Origin of the sequence: Brevibacillus sp. FSL K6-6036, from assembly GCF_037964015.1 — a bacterium.
Classification (GTDB): domain Bacteria; phylum Bacillota; class Bacilli; order Brevibacillales; family Brevibacillaceae; genus Brevibacillus; species Brevibacillus borstelensis.
On sequence record NZ_CP150173.1, the window covers coordinates 4,672,590 to 4,696,016 of the forward strand.

Annotated in this window: 26 protein-coding genes; all 26 read right to left on the bottom strand. The window is 52.6% G+C overall.

Annotated elements, in window-relative coordinates:
- Nucleotides 1-164: 164 nt before the first annotated feature.
- Entirely contained in the window at nt 165-1,283 is a 1,119-nt protein-coding gene (locus tag NST37_RS22915) for an MraY family glycosyltransferase (protein ID WP_003388375.1), read from the bottom strand.
- A gap of 27 nt (nt 1,284-1,310) precedes the next feature.
- Nucleotides 1,311-2,048, bottom strand: a complete 738-nt coding sequence (locus tag NST37_RS22920; protein WP_171506164.1) for a WecB/TagA/CpsF family glycosyltransferase — start codon at nt 2,046-2,048, stop codon at nt 1,311-1,313.
- A gap of 105 nt (nt 2,049-2,153) precedes the next feature.
- Nucleotides 2,154-2,606: a 3-hydroxyacyl-ACP dehydratase FabZ gene (gene fabZ / locus NST37_RS22925; protein WP_003388377.1), complete on the bottom strand. Its 453-nt coding sequence runs from the start codon at nt 2,604-2,606 to the stop codon at nt 2,154-2,156.
- Between the two features lie 170 nt (nt 2,607-2,776).
- Nucleotides 2,777-3,301: a CDP-alcohol phosphatidyltransferase family protein gene (locus tag NST37_RS22930; RefSeq protein ID WP_031932667.1), complete on the bottom strand. Its 525-nt coding sequence runs from the start codon at nt 3,299-3,301 to the stop codon at nt 2,777-2,779.
- A gap of 150 nt (nt 3,302-3,451) precedes the next feature.
- Nucleotides 3,452-3,700 (bottom strand): DNA-directed RNA polymerase subunit beta, encoded by a 249-nt coding sequence (locus tag NST37_RS22935; RefSeq protein ID WP_003388379.1) that lies wholly within the window; start codon nt 3,698-3,700, stop codon nt 3,452-3,454.
- 29 nt (nt 3,701-3,729) lie between these two features.
- Nucleotides 3,730-4,545, bottom strand: a complete 816-nt coding sequence (locus NST37_RS22940; protein WP_003388380.1) for a flagellar hook-basal body protein — start codon at nt 4,543-4,545, stop codon at nt 3,730-3,732.
- A 17-nt stretch (nt 4,546-4,562) separates the two neighbouring features.
- Nucleotides 4,563-5,486, bottom strand: coding sequence for a flagellar hook-basal body protein (locus tag NST37_RS22945; protein WP_003388381.1), 924 nt, complete (start codon nt 5,484-5,486; stop codon nt 4,563-4,565).
- A 6-nt stretch (nt 5,487-5,492) separates the two neighbouring features.
- Entirely contained in the window at nt 5,493-6,509 is a 1,017-nt protein-coding gene (locus NST37_RS22950) for a rod shape-determining protein (protein ID WP_003388382.1), read from the bottom strand.
- 116 nt (nt 6,510-6,625) lie between these two features.
- Entirely contained in the window at nt 6,626-6,910 is a 285-nt protein-coding gene (gene spoIIID, locus NST37_RS22955; RefSeq protein ID WP_003388385.1) for a sporulation transcriptional regulator SpoIIID, read from the bottom strand.
- Nucleotides 6,911-7,114: 204 nt separating this feature from the next.
- Nucleotides 7,115-7,846, bottom strand: a complete 732-nt coding sequence (locus tag NST37_RS22960) for a M23 family metallopeptidase (RefSeq protein ID WP_003388386.1) — start codon at nt 7,844-7,846, stop codon at nt 7,115-7,117.
- Between the two features lie 108 nt (nt 7,847-7,954).
- Nucleotides 7,955-8,959: a stage II sporulation protein D gene (spoIID, locus tag NST37_RS22965; protein ID WP_339185904.1), complete on the bottom strand. Its 1,005-nt coding sequence runs from the start codon at nt 8,957-8,959 to the stop codon at nt 7,955-7,957.
- Between the two features lie 141 nt (nt 8,960-9,100).
- The gene (murA, locus tag NST37_RS22970) at nt 9,101-10,438 is read right to left on the bottom strand and encodes a UDP-N-acetylglucosamine 1-carboxyvinyltransferase (RefSeq protein WP_003388389.1); all 1,338 of its coding nucleotides are present in this window, start codon (nt 10,436-10,438) and stop codon (nt 9,101-9,103) included.
- Between the two features lie 18 nt (nt 10,439-10,456).
- Nucleotides 10,457-11,230, bottom strand: coding sequence for a YwmB family TATA-box binding protein (locus NST37_RS22975; protein WP_171506721.1), 774 nt, complete (start codon nt 11,228-11,230; stop codon nt 10,457-10,459).
- Nucleotides 11,231-11,328: 98 nt separating this feature from the next.
- Nucleotides 11,329-11,559 (bottom strand): DUF1146 family protein, encoded by a 231-nt coding sequence (locus NST37_RS22980; protein WP_003388393.1) that lies wholly within the window; start codon nt 11,557-11,559, stop codon nt 11,329-11,331.
- A 351-nt stretch (nt 11,560-11,910) separates the two neighbouring features.
- Nucleotides 11,911-13,434 (bottom strand): NADH-quinone oxidoreductase subunit NuoN, encoded by a 1,524-nt coding sequence (gene nuoN / locus NST37_RS22985; RefSeq protein WP_339185908.1) that lies wholly within the window; start codon nt 13,432-13,434, stop codon nt 11,911-11,913.
- 3 nt (nt 13,435-13,437) lie between these two features.
- Complete coding sequence (locus NST37_RS22990) at nt 13,438-14,973, bottom strand: NADH-quinone oxidoreductase subunit M (protein ID WP_024983770.1); 1,536 nt, start codon at nt 14,971-14,973, stop codon at nt 13,438-13,440.
- Nucleotides 14,963-16,885 carry an NADH-quinone oxidoreductase subunit L gene (gene nuoL / locus NST37_RS22995; protein ID WP_003388397.1) on the bottom strand — a complete coding sequence of 641 codons (1,923 nt, stop codon included), beginning with the start codon at nt 16,883-16,885 and terminating at the stop codon, nt 14,963-14,965. Before nuoL ends, NST37_RS22990 begins: the two co-directional genes overlap by 11 nt.
- Nucleotides 16,886-16,912: 27 nt before the next feature.
- Nucleotides 16,913-17,224 (bottom strand): NADH-quinone oxidoreductase subunit NuoK, encoded by a 312-nt coding sequence (nuoK, locus tag NST37_RS23000; RefSeq protein ID WP_003388398.1) that lies wholly within the window; start codon nt 17,222-17,224, stop codon nt 16,913-16,915.
- Nucleotides 17,221-17,730 carry an NADH-quinone oxidoreductase subunit J gene (locus NST37_RS23005; RefSeq protein ID WP_003388399.1) on the bottom strand — a complete coding sequence of 170 codons (510 nt, stop codon included), beginning with the start codon at nt 17,728-17,730 and terminating at the stop codon, nt 17,221-17,223. The genes nuoK and NST37_RS23005 overlap by 4 nt, the downstream gene beginning before the upstream one ends.
- A 2-nt stretch (nt 17,731-17,732) precedes the next feature.
- On the bottom strand, nt 17,733-18,146 hold the full coding sequence (gene nuoI, locus NST37_RS23010) for an NADH-quinone oxidoreductase subunit NuoI (protein WP_003388400.1): 414 nt from the start codon (nt 18,144-18,146) through the stop codon (nt 17,733-17,735).
- Nucleotides 18,147-18,191: 45 nt separating this feature from the next.
- On the bottom strand, nt 18,192-19,202 hold the full coding sequence (gene nuoH / locus NST37_RS23015; protein ID WP_171506720.1) for an NADH-quinone oxidoreductase subunit NuoH: 1,011 nt from the start codon (nt 19,200-19,202) through the stop codon (nt 18,192-18,194).
- Complete coding sequence (locus tag NST37_RS23020; protein WP_031932671.1) at nt 19,199-20,281, bottom strand: NADH-quinone oxidoreductase subunit D; 1,083 nt, start codon at nt 20,279-20,281, stop codon at nt 19,199-19,201. Before NST37_RS23020 ends, nuoH begins: the two co-directional genes overlap by 4 nt.
- Nucleotides 20,282-20,350: 69 nt before the next feature.
- Nucleotides 20,351-21,454, bottom strand: coding sequence for an NADH-quinone oxidoreductase subunit C (locus NST37_RS23025; RefSeq protein ID WP_339185910.1), 1,104 nt, complete (start codon nt 21,452-21,454; stop codon nt 20,351-20,353).
- Complete coding sequence (locus NST37_RS23030; protein WP_003388404.1) at nt 21,451-21,969, bottom strand: NADH-quinone oxidoreductase subunit B; 519 nt, start codon at nt 21,967-21,969, stop codon at nt 21,451-21,453. The genes NST37_RS23025 and NST37_RS23030 overlap by 4 nt, the downstream gene beginning before the upstream one ends.
- On the bottom strand, nt 21,960-22,331 hold the full coding sequence (locus tag NST37_RS23035; protein WP_003388405.1) for an NADH-quinone oxidoreductase subunit A: 372 nt from the start codon (nt 22,329-22,331) through the stop codon (nt 21,960-21,962). Before NST37_RS23035 ends, NST37_RS23030 begins: the two co-directional genes overlap by 10 nt.
- Before the next feature lie 157 nt (nt 22,332-22,488).
- Nucleotides 22,489-23,232 carry a DUF6042 family protein gene (locus tag NST37_RS23040; RefSeq protein ID WP_003388406.1) on the bottom strand — a complete coding sequence of 248 codons (744 nt, stop codon included), beginning with the start codon at nt 23,230-23,232 and terminating at the stop codon, nt 22,489-22,491.
- Nucleotides 23,233-23,427: the final 195 nt, after the last annotated feature.

A 23,427-nucleotide genomic window follows, 5' to 3' on the forward strand; every position in this document is an offset into this window, starting at 1 on the left:
ATATAGTCTGTATTTGGCCCTGCCAATTTTTGTGCAGGGGATGCCTTACTCGTCTTTACTGTTATCGGCAAAATCTTCTATCTGGTTAAGGATAAACTGCAAAAATGTGGAGAAAAAAAGCCCCTGCTGTCCACCAGCAGAGGCTTTGCGTACGTTATTCATTTCTAGTGACTGCGGCGCTGATCGGCGTTCTTCACCTTCAGCTTGCGATACGTATTGATCAGCGGACGGTGGCGGCGGCCGACGAGGCCGACGATCTCTGTCGCCATGTGGGTAGCGAAGAGCAGCAGCACCATCACGATGATGGTTGTCCATTTTGTCGTTTTTGTCAAAACGATCGCCATCGTCCCGAAGAAGATGCTGATCATGTAGATCGTCAGTACTGTCGCACGGTGCGACAGTCCCATGTTCAACAGACAGTGGTGCAGATGGCCTTTATCCGGGCTGGAAATCGGCTTTTTGTTGACGATCCGCCGGACGATGGCGAAAAACGTGTCCCAAAGCGGAACGCCGAGCACCACGATGGGGATGATAAAGGAGACGAACAGCGCCTCTTTGAAGCCCATGATGGAGAGCGCCGCCAGGTTGAAGCCCAAAAACAGCGAGCCGGTGTCTCCCATGAAAATACGGGCCGGATGGAAATTGAAATAGAGAAAGCCGAGTATGGCTCCCAGCAGAACGAAGCAGTAAATCGCGATCGTGTCATAGTGAGCCGCCGCGCCGCTGCCGGACATAACCAGTGCCACGATGGCCATCGTAGCTGTCGCGATCGCCGATACCCCTGCGGACAGGCCGTCCAGGCCGTCGATCAGGTTGACGGCGTTGGTGACACCGACAATCCAGAAGATCGTGATCGGTACGCCGAGCCAGAGCAGCCAGCCGCTGGAGAAATCGATGCTGCCTTCATAAGGCAGGTTGACGACGCCTATTTTGAGGCCAAACGGAATGACGACGACTGCCGCTGCAAGCAGTTGGCCCATCAGCTTCCACTTGGGAGAGAGCTGGTATTTGTCATCCAGCATTCCTGTCGCCATCACGATCGTACCGCCGATGAAGATGCCGAGCATTTCTTTCATCGTAGTAAATGGAACAAATATGAAAAATGCAACAAAATATCCGAGATAAATCGCCAGACCACCCAGTCGCGGCATGATCCGCTTGTGAACCTTGCGCTGGTCCGGCGTGTCTGTCGCTCCGATGGATTCCGCCAGTTTTTTCACGTATGGTGTGGCTATAAATGATACTATCAGCGAAGTCAGTAATCCGAGGATTAGTGTAGACATCGACTGTTCTCCTCTCTACGGGTACGTTCAGGAGCGGCTTCCCCTTTTTTCCTTCAAGACTGTCCAGACAAACAGCGGAATAGCCAACTGTCTTCTCCAGCGCGACGGCTGGGCCAACAGTCGATACAGCCACTCCAGATGCAAGCGCTGCCACAGCTTTGGCGCTCTCTTTACTTTCCCGGCAATGACGTCAAGGCTGCCTCCGACTCCCATCGCGAGCGTAGCCTGAAGCTGATCGCGGTAGGCGGCGATCCATTCGTCCTGCCTGGGCGCTCCCATCGCCACGAACAGGAGATGGGGCTGTTTTTCGGCTATGTCTTGCACGACTCTTTGTTCTTCGTCTCGTTGAAAATAACCGTCTCGATACCCGACGACGCGCGCCCCCGGAAACCGCTCGGACAGCTTTTCCGCTGCCAGCCGGTTTACCTCCGGTGACGCTCCCAAAAGATATACTTTCCACTTTTCTCTGTCTGCCGCTGCCATCAATGCTTCCAGCAGCTCCACGCCCGCAACGCGCTCGCGAATCGGCTCTCCCGTCCACTTGGCCGCATAGACAATGCCGATCCCGTCCGGAACGACATAGGCTTGGTCCAATAGTTTCAGAAAGGAGCGATTTTCCTTCGCCAGCATGACAATTTCCGGGTTGGCCGTGACGACGTGCGTCTGTTTTCCTTCCCGGATCCGGTCGACAAGATGTGCCACCGTCTCGTCAAAACCGCGTGTAGAAAACGACACACCCAATATGTTTGCGACCTGTTTGGTCAACGTTTTCACCTTCATTACGTGATAGACGCAGAGCGCCTAAGAAATGTTGCACATACATTAGCCATTCTACCCCAAATAGGCCTTACATACAAGATGGGCGATTTTCTAGTCCTTTTGTGCTGCCGACAGGGCAAAAAGAAGTCCGCCCTCGGCCACGACCTTGCCGTTTACCTTGGCTGTTCCGTGTCCCTTGCCGATCGAGCCGCGCACTCGCGTCAATTCGACCTCAAGTGTCAGGGTATCGCCCGGCTTGACCTGATCCTTGAAGCGAAATTCGTCGATTCCGGCAAAAAAGGCGATTTTGCCTCTGTTTTCCTCCATGCTCAGTACCGCGACGGCTCCTACCTGGGCCAGCGCTTCGACGATCAGCACACCTGGCATGACCGGGTAGCCCGGGAAATGACCTTGGAAAAACGGCTCGTTTACCGTAACGTTTTTTAACCCGACTGCCCGCTTCCCCGACTCCAGCTCGGTAACCTTGTCCACCAATAAAAAAGGATAGCGATGGGGGATAATCGATTGAATGTCTGTTACGTCCAAAGGCAATTGAAATTCCATAAACAACGCTCCATTTCCATTCTTTATATCACTCATGCCATGCATGAAGAACATACTCGAAACTGAGAATAAAGACACCCCCCTATCTTCCACATGGGGAGATCGGGGTTAAGATAGAGGGGCACTTCCTGCACATGCGGCGGAAGTGCTCTTTTCATCCCTGGTTTGTATTAGTACACGCGATTCATCAGACGAAACTTGACCAGGTAAATGGCGGCGGTCACAAACGAGAACAGGATAGCCGTCCATAAGATAAGCTCGCCGTACTGAAACCTGTACATGACCATCGGGAACGCGATGTAAAACAAGACCGTCGTTATTTTGCCAAACGCATTGGCTGGCACTGTCTTTTTCCCACGGAAGTGGAAAAAGGCCGATGCCACGATCATTCCGGCGTCGCGAGCAAAGAAAAACAGGGCGGCCCATACACTGATCCGCTCTGTTAAAAACAATGAAGCGATCACTGCCATCATCATCAGCTTGTCTGCAAGCGGGTCCATCATCGTCCCAAACGTCGTTACAAGCTTGTGCTTTCGCGCGATGTATCCATCTGCAATGTCAGTCACTCCCGCGAGAATCAAGATGCCGAGGGCAACCTCAATATGAAACGGGAACTCCCGAAAAAACACGTACAAATACAAAGGGATGAGAACGATGCGAAAAACGGTCAGCGCATTTGGAAGATTCACGGATATCCCTCCGGATCAAATCGTCACTCCCTTTTTACCACTGTTCCATTATACTCTTTGGACAAAGGGCACAACAAGTCCCCGGAAGAGAGCCGGGAAGGCTTGCAAGCGATCAAAAAAATACCCCACACCTCCTGCGGCTGGGGTCTGTATTTTCTAGGTGCCAGAGAACATCAGATCATACATATGCTTATACGTGTTAATATCAAACACTTCTGACGCCGGCTTGTGTCCGACCATGCTGTAACCGATGACCAGGCCGATGATCAGCGAGAAAAACAGCAGAAATGGGACGATCAGCCACTTGGCGAGCTTTATTTGCCAAGCGCTGCCGACACGCTTCCTTTCTCTCTGTTCGGCTCCCTGGCCATCACGCGGGGAACGTTTCCCCTTTCCTTGATCCATTCGCGTATCCTCCGACATGCCAAAGTGTATTAACGGGACCTGAGCGAATTGGCAATCCCCATCATCTGGTCGGTGATTCCAATCGCACGGGAATTCAATTGATAGGCCCGTTGCACATTGATCAATTGGGACATTTCTTCCTGAACATTGACATTGGATGTTTCCAGTGCGCCTTGCTTGATCCGGCCGTCGGCAAACTGCATAAAGTCAGGTGCCTTCTGGTCGTCCAGCACAGGAGCCAGAAGCTGGTTGTCTCCTACCTGCTGCAACTGGTCAGGGTTGTCCACTTTGTAAAGACGCATCTGCGCCACTTCATTTCCATCCAAAAACACGACGCCCTCTGGCGTAATGGTCAGCTCTCCGGGATTCTCAAAGCTGATGGGAAGCCCCACTTCATCCACCAGGTACTCGCCTGTAGGAGTTACCAGAGCATACCCGGGCAGCCCAGCCATTTGAGCAAATTGAAAAGCTCCGCTCCGCGTCAGACGGTATTCATCGTCCAGCTCCCCGTTTGCGTTGCGAAACGGACGAGAGACCAGGAAATAGCCGTCCCCTTCGATCATCAGATCGGTCGGTACATCCGTCTGCTTCATGTTCCCCGGGGAGACGTCCGTTTTCGTCAAACCCAGCCTTGAACCGCTGCCGATGCGCAGACCGGGCGGAGAATTGCGCTGTCTGCTGTCTACTGCGGCCTGCTCGTTCATCGAGTCTGACAAAAGCTCGGAAAACGATGCAGTCCGCCGCTTGTATCCGACTGTATCGGCGTTGGCCAGATTGTTGGCCGTGTTATCCAATGCCTGCTGGACGCCGCGCAGAGCTGCCGTGGAGATGTTTAGTGATTGCATGCGCTCTTCCTCCTATCTTACCCGTTAACCCGTCCGATTTCATTGGCTGCTTTTTCCATCGTGCCATCCACTGTCGTAATGATGCGCTGGTTCGCCTCGTATGCCCGAAGAACCGTCATCATATCCGTCATCGTCTGGGCAGGATCGACATTGGAGCGTTCCAGCCAGCCTTGCTTCACGCCGTAAAAGCCCGTATTTTCCGGGTCATCGCCCACATTTGCCGGTTGTCCCTCGCCTGTGTAGCGGTAGACGTTGGTTCCTTCCCTCACCATTTGCTGTGGATTGGTCAGCACTTTTATGCCCAGGCTTTGATCGTTCAACGGCACCTGTTCGCCAGCATCATTTCGATAAAAGAGCGCACCGTTGGCGGTAATCTCCAGCGTATGGCCCGCACTCTGATCAGGAAAGTCCGGATCGTTGACACGGATCGCCTGATTCTCATTATTCAGCACATAATAGCCGTCTGGCGTCACCAGATAGCCGTCTGCATTGACGCTCCAGTTGCCGTTGCGGGTGTATCGCAGCTGCTCAGGCTCTGCTGTATCCGTAGCGGGATCAGCCAGTCTCGCTACGCTGAAGAACAGGCGGCGCTCGTTGCCTTCTTCATCCGGCTGGATGTTGTCCATGAGCGCGACATCGTACGGATCGCGCGTCTCGGCGATATCCCCCTGGCGAAACACAGGAAGCGCCTCCGACATGTACACACCCGTATGCAGACGACCGATCGGGACTGCTTGTCCACCCATTTGCGGCATCCCCTGAATATCAGGTCCTTCCTGATCGCGGATGCGAGACAGGAGCTGCTCGGGGAAAGCGCGCATGACGCCCACGTCCTGCTTGTAGCCAGGCGTATTGATGTTAGCCAGATTGTTGGCAAGCGAATCCTGTTTTCTCTGCAAAGACAACATGCCCGATGCGGCTGTATACAAGCCTCTGATCACACGGCATTACCTCCCGAAAAACTTTTTCTTCCGATATGCCGGCACTTTGTCCAGATAGTCCAGCATCATGCCGGTTCCTTTGGCGACGCACATCATCGGATCTTCCGCTACGAGCACCGGTACTTTCAACTCGTCCGCCAGCAGCTGGTCGAATCCATGCAGAAGCGCGCCTCCTCCAGTCAGGAAAACTCCCTTATCAATAATATCGGCAGAAAGCTCCGGAGGTGTTCGTTCCAAAACAGATTTGGATGCTTGTACAATTGCGCTAACCGACTCAGCCAGGGCTTCCTGGACTTCGTGCGAGCGAATGGTAATGGTTTGAGGCAACCCGCTTACCATATCCCTGCCGCGAATATCCATTTCGTCCTGGCGTCCGCCGGAAACCGTACCGATTTGCATTTTGATATCTTCAGACGTACGTTCCCCGATCAGCAGCTTGTATTTCGTTTTTATGTATCTCATGATGGCCATGTCAAATTTGTCGCCCGCAACCTTAATGGAGGAAGATGTGACGATATCGCCCATGGACAGTACCGCTACATCCGTTGTACCTCCGCCGATATCCACTACCATGTTGCCGGATGGCTGGAAAATTTCCATGCCGGCTCCTACAGCGGCTACCTTCGGTTCTTCTTCGATAAATACCTCGCGTGCACCGCCGCTGCGCTCAGCCGCTTCACGAATGGCTTTTTGCTCTACCGATGTGATGTTCGTCGGACAGCAAATCAAGATGCGCGGACGGGCAAACATTTGCTTCCCGCCAATCTTAGCCAAAAAGTGCTTCAACATCGCTTCCGTGATATCAAAATCGGCAATAACCCCGTCACGCAACGGCCGGATCGCCACGATATTTCCTGGAGTACGTCCCACCATGCGGTGAGCCTCATTTCCTACGGCTAGCACTTTTTTCGTATGATTATCAATTGCCACGACAGAAGGTTCATCCAGGACGATGCCTTTGCCCTTTACAAAAACCAGGACATTGGCCGTACCCAGGTCGATTCCGATATCTTTGCCAAACATGAAAAGGTCCTCCCTGTACCAGTTACATATCTACCCCTTATCATAGGCTGTTAGACGTGAGAGGACAAGGAAATTCTTATGGACTTAGGAAATAATTGTTTATGAATTGCATATTTTTATACGCTTTCCTCCTGTTCTACCCGGACTTTCTTGCTCCTTCTCTTGTACTTGATCTTGGTTGCCTCTCCTCCACGCAGATGACGGATCGCCTTGTGGTACTCCAATATTTCCTTTACCTGGTTCGCCAACTCCGGATTTATCTCAGGCAGCCGCTCTGTCAGATCCTTGTGTACCGTGCTCTTGGAAACACCGAACTCTTTGGCGATCATGCGAACCGTATTTCGCGTTTCTACAATATACCGGCCGATCTTTATGGTTCGCTCCTTGATGTAATCGTGCACGCTACTCGCCTCCCTGTTTCAACATTGTCTGTTACAATATATGGGTGGGTGCGGACACATATTCTACGTTTCCAAGCCTGACAAGCCAGCACGACCACATCTTTTTTGGAGGGCGTGTACACATCGGCCTGTTTTTCATAAAAAAAAGCCTGCAGAGCGAACCTCTCTACAGGCTTGTCGGCATTTCTGAAATTCCTGGAATCGTTATTGATCCTGCATTTCCGATTGGAGCAGGTATTGCTCCGGATCGACAGACGCACCGTCAACGCGAACTTCGAAGTGAAGGTGAATACCGGCATCCTTTTCATACACGCTGCGGCCCGCTGTACCCAGCACCTGGCCTTGGGTTACTTCATCGCCAGGCTTGACATTCACTTTGTCCAGGCTTTGATACACGGTGACCATCTTGTCGGCATGCTCGATTTCCACCACGCGACCGACGAGCGGATCGTTTTCCACCTTGCTCACCTTGCCAGGCAGAGCGGCGGTTACATCAAAGCTCTTGCCGTCAGTCGACTTCAGGTCGATACCGGTGTGCGGCATAAACGTGTTGTCATACTTGACGAGAGCTTTTTGCTGTACATCCTTGGACGCTTGCTCGTCGAAGAAATTCATTCCCTTTTCGTACTGAACTCCTTTGGCTACAGGCCAAGCAAGCTGTTGAACGGTTCCAGATACCGGAACAGCGCTGTTTTCGTCAGCTTCAGACGGATCTTTGGCGCCTTCCTGCGGTGTCGTGATCGCAATGCCGCCCTCGGCTTGGCCGGGGAGATTGTCGGTCACACCGCCGCTCTGATACCACATCACAAAAGCGAGAATAATTGCTGCGGTGCCGATGTAGATCGCCGGAAACGCCCATTTTTTGCCCAAAACGTTTTTCCAGGAGCTTGCCTTTTTGAATGGAATCGGTTGATTTTGATTTTTTTGATCTTCCATTGTATTCATCACCTCATCCCTCAGTATCGCCAGATTTTCGGCGGATAAACCTGAGAGAGAGGGGAAACTTGTAAATTTGCTGAAAACAGCCTTTTTTCTCTTTTGCCTTTATCCTTTCAGGATGAGGTCGCAATTTTCCAAGGCGATTCCCTGGTAAAAGTATTTGACGATCTGCTCGGCACTCTTCCCTGCCTTCGCCATTCCGTTGGCCCCCCACTGGCTCATCCCGACACCGTGGCCGTATCCTTTGGTCGTAATATGGACTTCATTGCCTCGCAGCTCCAGCGTAAAGGCGGAAGATTGGAGTCCGAGCTTCTCGCGGAATTCCCTGCCGCTGAACTCTTTTCCGCCAATGCTGATTTTGCCCACGCGATTGCCCGTCGTCCGCTCCACGATGCGATACCAGCTGCCATTGCCGGAGGCTTCCTTTGTCAGTTTGATTCCGAGACGCTGCTCCAGGTCCGCTGCGGCGATTTTGACGGTTTTTTCAAAGCTGGGCGATTGAATGTCCCAGGGGCTTGCCACGCTTTTCAAATAGGGAACCGGCTCTTCAAAATACTCGTTGGCATTTTCCGTAAACCCATTGCTGGTGGAGAAAAAGGTCGCGTCGATCGGCTTGCCTCCGTAGGTCAGAATGACCCCGGCCGTCGCCTGCACAGCCTGGCGGATGCGCGCGTTTTTCCACTCGAATTGGTCCCCCCAGTTCTGCTTGCGCTGCGCCTCGTCGAGAAAGACCTGATGCTTCACCGTATCGGTGACCTGTGCTCCCTTGGGAACGTCATCAAATTTCTTCGCATCGAGCCTGCGGATGATGTACGTACGGGCTGCCATCGCCTGGGCCTTGAGCGCCTCCAGCTCGAACTCTGCCGGCATCTCCGCCGCCACTACGCCCTCGATGTACGTTTCCAACGGCATCGTTTCCACAGCCTGTTTGGCGGTCCGATATACCTTCACCTCGATCGCCGACTGATGAACAGCCGGGTTGTTCGGGGCAGAGACTTGCGGAAGCCCCTCGCTTCCGGGTGGAGAGGAAAAAAAGTAGACCAGCGCGGCAGGCAGCATCACGAGCAGTATCGGCAATCCGATGAACCACGCCACCAGGTAACGTTTCATGCGTCATATCCCCCCTCTTGTGCTGGACTATTTCAGTCTATGTCCAAGCCTCGGGAGGTAGAACGAGAGAATAAGAGAGATGGAAGAGTTTGCTGAAAATGAAAAAGACTTCCCCGCTTGCAGGGAAGTCTCGGTATGTGTTTACGCAAAATTGGGAGAAAACTGGACTTTGATCGGTTCGGTTTTTACCTGTTCAACCGCTTCTGTCTCGACTTCTTTCGCTGGCGAAACACGCTCTACAAGAGCGCCCAGGCCGCGAAGCTTTTCCGTGAACTGGACATAGCCCCGGTCGATGTGGTGAAGGCTGCTCACTTCTGTTTCGCCCTCGGCCACCAGGCCCGCCAATACGAGCGCAGCTCCTGCTCGCAAATCCGTCGCCGCCACTTTGCTTCCGGTCAGCTTGGCGCCGCCTTCCACGATCGCGCTGCGTCCCTCAATCTTGATATTGGCATTCATCCGGCGGAATTCTTCCACGTGCATAAAGCGATTTTCAAAAACGGTCTCGGTAACGATGCTGGTGCCTTCCGATGCCAATAGCAGCGCCATCATTTGCGACTGCATGTCCGTCGGGAAGCCGGGATACGGCAAGGTCTTGACGTCGACAGCCTTGAGACGGCCATTGCTTCTCACGCGAATGCCGTTCTCCTGCTCGTCCACTTCCACGCCCATTTCTCTCAGCTTGGCAGTAACGGACTTCAAATGATCACAGATTGCACCTTCGACAAAAACGTCCCCGCCTGTAATCGCGGCAGCTACCATGAAGGTACCCGCTTCGATCCGGTCCGGAATCACGCAGTGCGTGCAGCCTTTCAATCTCTCCACGCCTTCGATCCGAATGGAACCGGTACCTGCTCCGCGAACCTTGGCTCCCATCCCGTTGAGGAAGTTGGCCAAATCCACGATTTCCGGTTCTTCGGCTGCGTTTTCAATAACGGTGGTTCCCTCAGCCAAAGCAGCAGCCATCATAATGTTTTCGGTAGCGCCTACGCTGGCGATATCCAGGTAGATTTTCGCTCCCTGCAAACGTCCCTCGACACTGGCTTCGATAAACCCTTGTCCGATCTCAATCTTGGCTCCCATCGCTTCAAAGCCTTTGAGATGCTGATCGATCGGGCGGGTACCAATGGCGCACCCTCCCGGAAGTGCTACACGCGCCTTGCCTTCTCTGGCCAGGAGCGGTCCCATTACCAAAAAGGACGCTCGCATTTTACGAACCAGTTCGTAAGATGCTTCCACACTCGTCACACGAGAGGCGTTGATGGTCAGCACTTCTTTATCGTATGTAAGGGTGATACCCAATGTTTTCAGGAGATCGCATATGATCCTGACGTCTTCCAGAGCGGGTACGTCGTGAATGACGTTGGTTCCCTCTTCGGCCAGGATAGCTGCTGCAATAATAGGGAGTACGGCATTTTTGGCGCCGGAAACTTTCACATTCCCCGCCAAAGCCTTCCCACCGCGGACAATAATTTTATCCAATGTGTACCCCTCCGCGTGCTAATATTCCGCTGTGATAATCGGTGTACCTGCTGTAATCCACGTACCGTTCAAACTGTCCCGGTGAGTGGCGACCTGCAGATTCATCCGAGCTTGTCCGTTTAGTGATAAGAACGAATTCCACTCAGAAGTGTAACCAGATATGCTGACAACCGTCTCATCTTGTAAACGTTCCAATTCTTTTGCATGGAGGGCGTCAAATATCGACAAAATTTTCCCCTCCTGTTGATCAACACTCAGTTTAACATTGTACAATCCGCGAATACAAGTGCTAAATTGCGGAATGAAGCCGGCTTGCTTCAGGGCTTGTTCGTGCTTGTTCTGTATCAAATCAACATATGGTAGAGAATCGCGATTTCCTTTTATGGACAGTACTAGATATGTGTCGATACCATCTTTGTGAGGTACCCCGGTAACCTGATAATCGAGCTGAACCCCGTACAGATTGGCCGGGACCTGATAGGTAAACAGATGGGATGATTGCGTCCATTTTGCTTCGGATAGCGGCATGTCAAGCCGATCCGCCCATTTCGCAGCCAAATCCTTCATTTCTTCGGTGCCGGACAGTTTCCCCAAGGAAATGCGCGTACGCACCTCCACACTTGCCACCCTGGCTCCCGAGCCTTCCAATACGTCGAACAATCGGGCAACTGCCCGCGTTTCCTGCTGCTCCTGATGTAGCTGCCTTTCGTTCTGCGCTTCTGCCGGCATCCACCACGCCGTACCCAGTGCAGCCAATCCTATCAAAACAAACCAAACGTTCCGTTTCCCCATTTTTATCCCTCTCCCTTTTTACGCGCTTCTCTTTGTACTTCTCAGTTTGCACGTAAAACTGGTGGGATATACCAATCAATTCCTGTCGAATCCTGCGGTCAGGAAAAGATTTGCCCGAAGATCAAGGACCAGCCGAGATATTCCATGAGAAAGCTCGCCATCTGGTATCCGAGAAAGATGGACATGATGATTTGCAAGAGCTTTGCTTGCGGCCCTTGCGGATTTTTCAGAAAGAGGTCAAATCGAAAAGCCTGCAGGGCCCACCAGCTGACGCCGATCAGGGCGACTGAGACGATAATGCTTACAAAACCGTACATACCTTGCGACACGTTTGTTTCCTCCTTGCCTTTCCGTTCATCGATTTTTCACTGGGATCAAACCAAAGACCGCTTTATACGTGGCTGTAGCGAGAAGAAGCACGGTGCCGTTCCTAACCGAAACTGAGTAAGTCGGAACTGAGTAAACCGGAACCGAGTAACCGTACCGAGTAACCGGAACAGAGTAGCCGGAACCGAGTAGCCGTACCGAGTAGCCGTACCGAGTAGCCGTACCGAGTAGCCGGAACCGAGCAAACCAGAACCGACCGCACCACTTGCCTCTGCTCGCCACGGCAACTGATATGTAAAAAGGGGGCGGCTCGCAAGCCGTCCCCTCTATTGTACCTGATCCCTGACCGCAATTCATTGAAAGTTCGGTGGCAGCATGTCGCCAAAATTAAACCCGTGATTGAGGTGCGTTTGGACATAATCAGTCACAAGCCCCGGGAATGCGCCGAACACCACTGTGGCCAGCGCCAAAATCAGGACCAGCGCCCCAATCGTTTTCGGTACGGACAAAGGAGCCTCTGTCGCTCCCGGGCGCATGTACATCTGCCGAATGATGCCAAAGTAGTAGTAATACGACACGACACTGGTCAAGATCATAATCGCTGCAAGAACATAGCTCTGCTGCGCGATCGCCCCCATAAAGATGTAGAACTTCCCGAAGAATCCGGCGGATACCGGAATGCCGGCGAGCGACAGCAGGAAGATGCTCATCGACACTGCCATCAGCGGCGAGCGGTGATAAAGTCCTGCAAAGCCCTTCAGATCATCGGTTTGTTGATCGCGAGCAACCACCATGATGACCGCAAAGGCACCAAAGCTGGCCAGCAGGTAGGCGAACAGGAAGAATGTCACTTCGCCGAAAAACAGGATGGTCGGCGGCGCAAACGCCACCAGCATATAGCCCGCCTGCGCAATTCCGGAGTAGGCCATCATCCGTTTTACATTGGTCTGACGCAGAGCCATCGTGTTCCCGATAATCATCGAAGCCCCCGCTATGATCGCCAGGTAAAGCGCTCCCTGATCGAAAAAGAAACGCGTATCGGTCTGGATGTTGAAGAAGCCGATCAGCAGCAAGCGGAAGACGAGAGCAAAGCCGGCAGCTTTGGAGACGACCGCCAGGAAGGCCGTGACCGGAGTCGCCGCCCCTTGGTACACATCCGGTGCCCACATGTGGTTGGGTGCAGCAGAGATTTTGAAGGCAAGCCCTACAGCCAAAAAGGTGAATCCCGCATACACCATAAACTCATAGCCGGACATCGCCGCTTCGGACAGCCGTACGGAAATTTCATAAATGTTTGTCGTTCCGGTTAATCCGTATACATAGGACATCCCGAAGAGCGTCACCGCCGTGGAGATCGATCCCGAGACGATGTATTTAAACGCCGATTCATTGGACTGCAAGGAATGCTTGCGCAAGCCCACCAGAACGTACGAGGACATGGACAACAGCTCCAAACCGACGAACATGGTGATCAGATCGGCAGAAGAAGCCATCACCATTGCGCCCAGAAGACCGGTCAGCAGCAAGTAGTAATACTCGCCGCCATGCCTGATTTCGTCCTGCTTCATATAAGAGAGAGAAAGCAGCACGGTAAAGGCGACTCCTCCGAGGAACAGCAGCTTGAACGCATTTCCGTAATCATCGATGCGAATCGTATCCGCCATGTATGCGTACGGTTCATCCAGTTTCCCTATGTTTACAAAGACGAAAACGGCAGCCAGCACCACTCCCGCCAGCGTCAGCCACCCGATGACGGATTTGCCCAAACGCTTTCCGGCAAACAGATCGAGCAGCGACAGGGCGGTCGCGAATCCTAGAATGATGAATTCGGGCAGAAGGTAGCTCCAGTCATACGAGAAAATATCTTTTACGTCCATGGATTACCCTCCTATTCCCGTAACGATTGGGACGATCGTTTTCAACGTTTGCTGCAGAGGATTTGCCAAAACGGCCGGATAGACGCCGATCAGGATAATAAATCCGAGCAGGACGACCAGCGGCACAACCTCCATAGGCTGGGCATCTGCCACACCTGCAAACCGCCCCGGAGTCGGTCCAAACGTCGTTTTCAAAACAGCCCTCAGCAGATAGACGGCTGTGAGTACGATGCCAAGCGTACCGATAGCCGCCAGGATCGGCATTTGCCCAAACAAGCCGAGGAAGGCGAAAAATTCGCTAATAAAGCCGGACATCCCCGGCAGTCCCAGAGAAGCCATCGCTCCCGCCAGCATGATTCCGCTGGCGAACGGCATGGATTTCGCAAGTCCGCCCAGCTCGTCGATCATCGAGGTCTTGGTTCTCTCCCAAATCATGCCGATCAGGAAGAACAGCAGCGCGGAAATAAAGCCGTGCGAGATCACCTGGAACATCGCCCCCTGGAAGCCGATCGTATTCATCGCGGCAAATCCAAGCAGGACAATTCCCATGTGGCTGATACTGGAGTATGCCATCACCATCTTCAGATCCTTTTGGACAAAGGCCAGCACGGCACCGTATAGAATGTTAATTATTCCGAGCACAGCCATCCACGTCGCGAACTGGTAGGCTTGTTCAGGGAAAAAGCCGATACCCATGCGCAAAAGTCCGTACGCACCCATTTTCAGCAAGATGCCGGAGTGGATCATGACGATCGCCGGCGGAGCCTGCACGTGGACCTTCAGCATCCAGGTATGGAACGGAAAGACCGGCAGCTTGATCGCAAAGGCGATAAAGATCGCCAAAAACAGGCCGAAGCGGAACTCCGGCGACATGGCCGCTGATGCCGGATTGCCTGATGAGGCGAGAATCTCGGCGATTTTATCCATGTTCATCGTGTTCAGATACATAAACAGCACGATAAAGGCGATCAGCATGACTGCCGAACCGATACCGTTGTACAGCAAAAACTTGTTCGCAGCCTTTTCCCTCTCTCCGTAGCCCCAGATGCCGATCAGGAAGTACGTCGGTACCAGTGTCAGCTCGAAGAAGATGAAGAACAAAAACAGGTTTTGCGAAGCAAACACGCCAAACATTCCGATCAGCAGGAGATGGAACAGGATGAAGTACTCCTTCAGCCGCTTCTTTTGATTCCATGAGGCTACAGCGGCCAGAGTCGCTATGATCGCGGTGAGCACGATCAAAGGCATCGAAATTCCGTCCACGCCCAGCTCGTAGCCAAGGTCAAACGAGAAGATCGCGCCCGACTGCTGCAGTCCGACCGGAATCGAGATCCATTTCGCCGTCTCGGTGAATTGCAAGCCTGAAGATTCGTAGTTGAATGACGCAAACAGCATGAGTGACAAGGCCAGCGGCAAAAGTGTGCCCAGCACGCCAATTTTCTTGATCACGCCTCCTTGATGCCGGGGAACGAACGCCAGTATCAAGACAGCCAAAAGCGGTGAGAAGACGATCAATGTAAGCAGTATACTATTGGCCAATCCCAAGGACTCCACCTCCCTGCGCCGTCAAAGTGATGGCGACAATCAACAACAGCAAGCCAAACAGCACCATGGCCCCGTACGATTGCACCTGACCGTTTTGAGCACGTCCATGCAGTGCGCCGATGCCTCGGGCAATTTTCGCTATCAAAGAAACCAGGCCATCAACGATATACTTGTCGAACAGATTGAGCAGGTAGCCGAGCCAGCCGAGCGGAACAACCACTACATAATGATAGAACTCGTCTACGAAATACTTGCGATAGGACAGTTGGTACAGCCACGGCATCGCTTCCGGAATGGCATCGGAAGGAATAGCCCGCTTTCCGTACATCAGCCAGGCAAGCAGGATTCCCAGGATCGACACCCCGAGCGCCGCGATTTGCAGCCAGGCTGCCGCGTGGCCTTCTCCTGCGCCAAACACGTCCTCAATGATCGTGCCTACTTCTCCGCTCAAGAGCCAGTCGCCAAAGACCGGCGCATACGGCGTATTGATGAAGCCCGCAACAATGGCCAGAAGTGCCAGAATCAACAGCGGTCCGGTCATGACTCCCGGCGACTCATGCGCTTCATGCTTGCCCCGCGCCTCTCCGGCAAACGTCAGGAAGAACAGACGGAACATGTAGAACGCCGTAAAGAACGCAGCCAGTATCGCGATAAACAACAGATCGTAGCGATGCGCTTCGTAAACCGCGCCGAGTATCGCTTCTTTTGACCAGAATCCGGCAAACGGGAAAATTCCCGCAATCGCCAGACAACCAATCAAGAAGGTCAAGGCCGTGATCGGCATTTTCTTCCACAAGCCGCCCATTTCAAAGACATTCTGGGTATGTACGGCATGGATCACGCTGCCTGCCCCCAAAAAGAGCAGCGCTTTGAAAAAGGCATGTGTCATCAGATGGAATGTACCTGCCACGTAACCGGCTGCCCCGGCTACCCCCAGCGCCAGCATCATGTAGCCGAGCTGACTCACAGTGGAATAGGCAAGCACGCGCTTGATATCTTTTTGTGTCAAGCCGATGGATGCCGCAAAAATGGCGGTGAATCCACCGATATAGGCAACGACGTTCAACGCCGCATCCGAAGCGATAAACAGCGGGTACGTCGCTGCTACCAGATATACCCCGGCCGCTACCATTGTCGCCGCGTGGATCAACGCAGACACAGGTGTCGGACCTTCCATCGCGTCCGGAAGCCACGTGTGCAGCGGAAACTGACCCGATTTCCCGATCGCGCCGACAAAAATCAGGATAGCCGCCAACGTGATCATCCACGGCTCCAGTTTTCCGAGCGCAATGCTGTCAAAGATTTGTGACAGTTCAAAGCTGCCGGTCCACCAGAACAGCAGACAGATCCCGATGAAAAGACCCAAATCGCCGATGCGGGTGACGATGAACGCTTTTTTCGCCGCAGCTTTCGCTTCCGGCTTGAAATAGTAGTAACCGACAAGCAGGAACGAACATACTCCAACCAATTCCCAGAAAATGTATATTTGCAGAAGGTTGGGAGCAATCACCAGACCGAGCATGGAGAATGTAAAGAGCGCCAGGTACTGGTAGAACACCGGAAAACGCTCATCCCCGTGCATATAGCCTTTGGAGTAGATTTGTACGAGCAAGCTGACGAGGGTGACAATCAACAGCATCAACGCATTCAACTGGTTGATTTCAAACCCCATGGTAATGACAATATCCCCAACCTTCAGCCAATCGATCGAGAACTTGTAGTCAGTCGCTCCCTCCTGAAACCTCTGCCAGAAGGTCAGTACCGCCAATCCGAATGAAACGGCAGTAAAGAGAATTCCGACAGCAGCTGCTCCTTCTTTCAACTGACGGCCAAACGAGACGATCACGATGAAAGCAAGAAGCGGAAACAGAGGAATCAACCAAGCGTATTGCATAAGGGTATCCATCTTTGTCCTCCTTTTCGAATCCCTGTCCTAGCGTTTCATCGAATCCATCTCATCGACATTGACTGTTTCCTTGTTGCGGTACAAAGCTATCAGGATTGCCAGCGCGACCGCTACCTCAGCCGCGGCCACCGTCATGGTGAACAGACTGAAGATATGTCCCGTAACCGCCGGATACAGCCCGTATTTGGAAAAGGCAACCAGGTTGATATTGACCGCATTGAGCATCAATTCAATCGAAATCAGGACGACGACGGCATTCCTTTTGGTCAATGCACCGTACAAGCCTACGCAAAAAAGGATCAAGGCCACTAACAAATAGGAGGTAATGCTTACGCTCATTCCTTGTTCCCCTCCTTCTTCGCCATGATGATTGCGCCTACCAAAGCCACTAACAGAAGTACGGAAATCAGCTCGAACGGGATCACGTACCTTTTAAATACGTCCAAACCGATCTGCTTTACGTTGCTGACATCTGAAGCAGCCGTTTCCGGTGGTGCCGGCCATACGGAGCTCTGGATGCCCCAGAACATCAATCCGAACAATGCCGCCACAAAAATGAGGCTCAACCAGTTTTTCCACGTGTTTCCCGTGCCCTCATCAGATGCGTCGTGCTTGGTCAGCATGATCCCGAACAGCATGAGGATCGAGATCGCCCCGGAGTACACGAGAACCTGTGCCACCCCGACGAACTCCGCCCCCAGCAGGACGTACAATCCGGCGATGCTGATAAACGTAATCCCGAGCGAGATGACCATGTGCACGACGCGCGTAAAGCTGATCATGAACACGGCTCCGCCAATCGTCAGGAGGGACAGGACAAAAAAGGCAATAAACTCGCCAGTCATCGCTAGTTCTCCTCCCTGACGTTGGTATTGTTGTCGTCGAGCCAGGTCAGGTTCTTGTACAATTCATCCCGGCTATACGTTGCCAACTCGAAATTGTTCGTCATCACGATCGCTTCTGTCGGACAAACCTCTGTACACAGGTCGCACAAGATGCATATTTCAAAGTTGATATCGTAGGTGTCGATAATTTTCCCCTTTTTCTCCGGATCAGGATGGGGCTTGCCCGTCAATTGAATGCACTCTGTCGGGCAAATGCGCGCACACTGGTTGCAAACGATGCACTTCTCCGGCGAAAAGTGCTGGATGCCGCGAAAGCGGGGCGGCATGGGAAAGGGCACATCCGGATAAAAGTGAGTCACCTTTTTCGCGGTCATTCTCTTAAATGTATACCCTAGGCCTTTGGCCAGTCCTAGCATGTGTGTCACCCCTCTTGGTCAAAATAGCAGTCATACCTGGCTTTTTTAGATCATGCCGCTTTGGTAGGAGATCACTACGGCGGTGATGAGAATATTCAACAGCGCCACCGGCAAAAGCACCTTCCAGGCAAACGACATCAGCTGGTCGACGCGGGGACGCGGCATCGTCGCACGCAGCCAGAACTGCAGGAAGACGTAGAGCAACAGCTTGACGGCAAACCAGACGATACCCGGAATAAAGCTGAGCGCCGGATGAATCGGCAGCCAGCCGCCGAAGAACAAGATCGTGACCATCGCACCCATACCGAACATATAGACGTACTCAGCCAGCATGAACATGGCGAAACGGAAACCGGAATACTCTACGTGGTAGCCCCCGACCAGCTCGGATTCGGCCTCCGGCAGGTCGAAAGGCGTACGGTTCAGCTCAGCCTGGGCCGCTACGAGGAATACGGCGAAGCCGAGAAACTGCGGAATGAAGTTCCACATATCCTGCTGGGCCAGGACGATCTCCCGCAGGTTCATGCTGCCCGTCATCAGGACAACCCCGACCACCGACATAACCAGCGGCACTTCATAGCTGATCATTTGCGCCGCGGAACGAAGTCCCCCGATCAAGGAATACTTGTTGTTGGAAGCCCAGCCCGCCGTAATCACGCCTAAAACGGTAATGCCCGACAGCGCGATGTAGTACAGGATCCCGATGCCGAGATCGGCAAACTGCAGGGTCTCTGTAAACGGCAAAACCGCCAGGACGGCAAAGGCAGGCGCGTACGCCAGTATCGGAGCAAGCGCATAAAGAGCCTTGTCAGCATGCTTGGGCCGCGTATCTTCCTTGATCAGCAGCTTCGCAACGTCTGCCACCGTCTGCAAGAGTCCCAAGGGCCCTACACGGTTCGGGCCGATCCTCGCCTGCATCCACCCGATTACTTTCCGTTCAAAATAGATCGCATATGTTACAAATCCCAACAAAATCACAAGCAACACTACAGCAGCGAGGAAAAACCAAAGTGCATTTCCCAGTGAAGGCGTCTGTTGCAACAGGTCTCGCATCAACAATCTACCTCCCCAAGCACGATGTCGATGCTGCCAAGGATTGCCACCATGTCGGAAATATTCTCTCCCTCAAGCAATTTCGGCAAAATTTGCAGATTGGTAAAGGAAGGGCGGCGGAATTTCAAGCGCCACGGCTTATCCTTTCCTTGGCTGGCAATGTAGCAGCCGATCTCGCCCCTTGGCGATTCGATCCGCACATACGTTTCCCCTGCAGGCGGACGAATGACGCGAGGGACTTTGCCCATTACTTCGCCTTCGCTTGGGAATTGGTCGAGTGCCTGCTCAAGAATACGCAAAGACTGCTCGATTTCGGCAAGCCTCAGATGATAACGGCTCATGCAATCCCCATCGGTCGAGACCGGTACGTCGAAATCAAACCGGTCGTAAATGCAGTACGGCTCATCCTTGCGTAGATCCCATTTGATTCCGGTCGAGCGGAGCATAACGCCGGAAAGCGAATAGTCAAGGGCTGTCTTTTGATCAAATTTGCCGATGCCCTTCAGGCGGTTAATAAAAATTTCGTTGCCTGTAACGAGTGCATGGTAATTGTTCAGTTCCTTCTTCATGTAGGCGACGAATTCCCGCACCTTGTCGATCCACCCTGGAGGAGCGTCCCATTTTACGCCGCCGATGCGCATGTAGTTAAAGGTCATCCGGGCGCCGCACAGCTCGTTGAACAGGTCAAGGATGGTTTCCCGATCCCGAAATGCATACAAGAACGGCGACATGGCACCAAGGTCGAGAAGATAAGTACCCCACCAGACCATGTGGCTTGCCACACGATTCAGCTCCATTGCGATCAGGCGCAAATACTGGGCTCTCTCCGGTATTTCCAGTCCCATCATCGTCTCCACAGCATGACAAATGACATAGTTGTTGGTCATGGCTGCGAGATAGTCCATTCGGTCTGTATAAGGAATAATTTGCGTATACGTAAGGTTTTCGGCCAGCTTCTCCGTACCCCTGTGCAGGTAACCCATCACCGGAATCGCTTCCTTGATGGTTTCCCCATCGATCTTGACTACCAGACGAAATACTCCGTGCGTACTCGGGTGCTGCGGGCCAATGTTGAGAAGCATCTCCTCTGTCCGAATACCGGTATCAGAAGAGATGGTTGAATTCGTAGTAAGAATGCCTTGGTTCAACTTCTACACCTCCTCGTCGTACTGCACGTAGTCCTTTCGAAGCGGATAACCGACCCAGTCATCCGGGAGCAAAATTCGACGCAAATCGGTATGTCCCGGGAAATGAATTCCCAAAAGGTCATAAGTTTCCCGTTCGTTCCAATCGGCGCCCTTCCATATGTCCACTACAGAAGCAACGGTTGGCTGCTCCCGATCGGTTTTTACCTTTACGGCAACGCTTTGTCTATTTTTGTAGGAATAAAAGTGATAGTACACTTCCATCCTGTCTTCGTAGTCCACACCGTGTAGATTGGACAGGTACTCAAAGCCCAATTCTTCGTCATCCCTCAGAAATTGAGCCACCTCGTGCCAGCGCTGGTTCTTGACGACCAGTGTCGGCACTTCTTTTGCCAATTCATTAATATAGGAGGATTCCAGTACATCTGCACCAAACCTTTCGGAAATACGGGCCACGTATTTATCCAGAAAAGGCTGATTTTTCGACGGCTCTTTGGGAGCCTCGGGGGCTGTCTCTGTATCTGCATCACCAGCTTTGGCAGCCTTGGCTTTCGCTGCCGCCGCAGCCGCTGCTTTTGCCTTGGCTGCTGCTGCCTTCGCTTTGGCATCGTCTCCGCCAGCTTCGGCGGACTCACCACTCTGGCCAGCAGCTTCTCGCGCCGCTTTCGCTTTGGCCGCTGCTGCGGCTGCTGCCGCGGCCTTTGCCTTGGCTGCCGCTGCTGCTTTTGCCTTCGCATCCGCATCATCACCGCCGGCTCCGCTCTCAGCAGAACCTTCACGAGCCGCCTTTGCCTTCGCCGCTGCTGCTGCCGCTGCCGCCGCTTTGGCTGCTGCTTTTTCCTCCGGTGTCATTTCAGACACGGGCTTGCTCGGCGCTGCGGACTGGTCGAACGCTTTCGACTCGACCGCGGCTTGAGTGGGGTTATCTGGCTTAGCTCCAGCTTGGGAATCTCCAATCGGCTCCGCTCCAGCTTGGGCAGGTTCGGCTCCAGCTTGCTCGGCTGCCTGCTGTTCTTCTTTTGCTTTCCGCAAAGCTTCCGCCTTGGCTCTGGCTTCTGCTGCAGCCTTTGCTTTTTCTTCCGGCGTCGGTTTGCGTTTTTCTTCTGTCATTGATTCGTCACCTGCTTTCCAGTCTTAGCTTCGTAACGAATTTTTTCTTGAAGTTTGTTTATTCCGTAAATAAGAGCGGCGGGATTAGGTGGGCATCCAGGGATGTAGACATCTACGGGAACGATCTGATCAACACCTTTTACTACACTGTACGACTTGACGTAAGGTCCGCCGGCTGTAGCACAAGAACCCATCGCGATTACCCACTTCGGTTCTGGCATTTGATCGTAAAGTCTGCGGAGTAGGGGGGCCATTTTTTTCGTGACTGTTCCGGCAACGATCATGACATCGGATTGCCTGGGAGAGGCACGGAAAATGACGCCAAAACGGTCGAGGTCATAACGTGCGCCGCCTGTACCCATCATTTCAATGGCGCAACAGGCAAGACCAAACGTAAGCGGCCAAAGCGAATTGCTTCGTACCCACCCCTTTATCGTTTCCAGCGTCGTAAACATGACGTTGCGATTCAACTCTTCTTGCAATTCAGGCGCAATGCTCGTCAGATCTAGTTCCATTCCAGCACCTTCTTTCTCCATGCGTAAATCAGTCCAACCACCAGCAAGCAGATAAAGATCACCATCTCTACCAGGGCAAACAGTCCCAATTCCTTGTAGGCTACAGCCCATGGATAGAGAAAGAGTGTTTCCACATCAAAAATGACGAAGAGCAAGGCAAAGATATAATACTTGACGTTAAACCGTACCCAGCTGTCTCCGACTGGAATGTTACCGCTTTCATAGGTTGTCTGTTTTTCCGCTGTCGGCTTTTTCGGGCGCAGCATGGGTCCGATGATGCTGACTGTCGCCACAGGCAGCAACACCCCGAGGAACAAGAAAATCGCCACAATGACATAATTGTTGGTATAGATTTCACCCACTGACGTTCCCTCCGCTCTGTGAACATTAGAAAAAAATACCTTTATCATTATAGCAAATCGCCTACATGGTGTCTAACGAACTCATTCCATATGTACCAATAAAAGGAAAAACTTAGAGAATTTCTCCCTAAGTTTTCCATTCTGTGCATTTTTTATTTTATTGAACGTTCGGAGAAAACTGCTGGCCGAGGAAGTCTTCATAGACGCGCTCCCAGACGATTGAGAACGTCATCGGCTCATCTTCCGGGATTTCCAGCATGTTCTCGATCGCCTCTTCCATGTAAGGAGTCAGCTTGATCAATACTTCTGCCAGCATCGAATCGTTGGTATTCAGCATTTCTTTCAGTTCCGCCTTGGTAAAGGTAAAGGACTCATCGTCACGCTCATGGAGCGTCATCACCAGACGGGCAAAGAACGGATGCACCAATGCTTCAAATCTTACATATCTCAATGCATACTGTTCTGCTTCAGTCAATTCGAATGTGTCCAGAGCGTCCGGGAATGGGTTGATCGGAATATCCCACACATCTCCTTTATCGATGAGCAGTCCCCATCTTTCAAAGAGAGCAATCGCTTCCTCGCGAGATTTCGGATACTCGTAGCCGGAGCGGACGATTACTTTTTTATGTCTTTCCAGCAGGCTCTTGTAGTTTTCAAAATCCTCTTTGGAGTTGAACATGTCTTCGGTCGGTTCGGCAAACAAGCCTTCCAAACCTTCAAAGCCATCTACGATCTCACGCATCTCTGCTTTGCTTTCTCCTTTGGTGACTGCATAGCACAGCGCTTGGAACAGCACATTCATTTCATGCGGAAGCACGTTGCTCCAGCCATGGCCCGCATACGCGCCAGGAATAGCAACGCCTTCGCTGCTGCTATCACGAACGTCTCTAACTGTTTGCATATGTTACACTCTCCTTTATCCCGATAGCCAATTCGCAATCCCAGTACCTAGTATCCCGCCGTCTTTGCTGCCGAGGCCGGGCATTAGGTTTATTATACACGGAATCAATAGGCGATTACCAACTCGAAAAAAAAATTGGGGGAAACTACCCCTGTTCCCTGAAAATGCTGGGGCCGCTCACTGTCCGTTCGATAT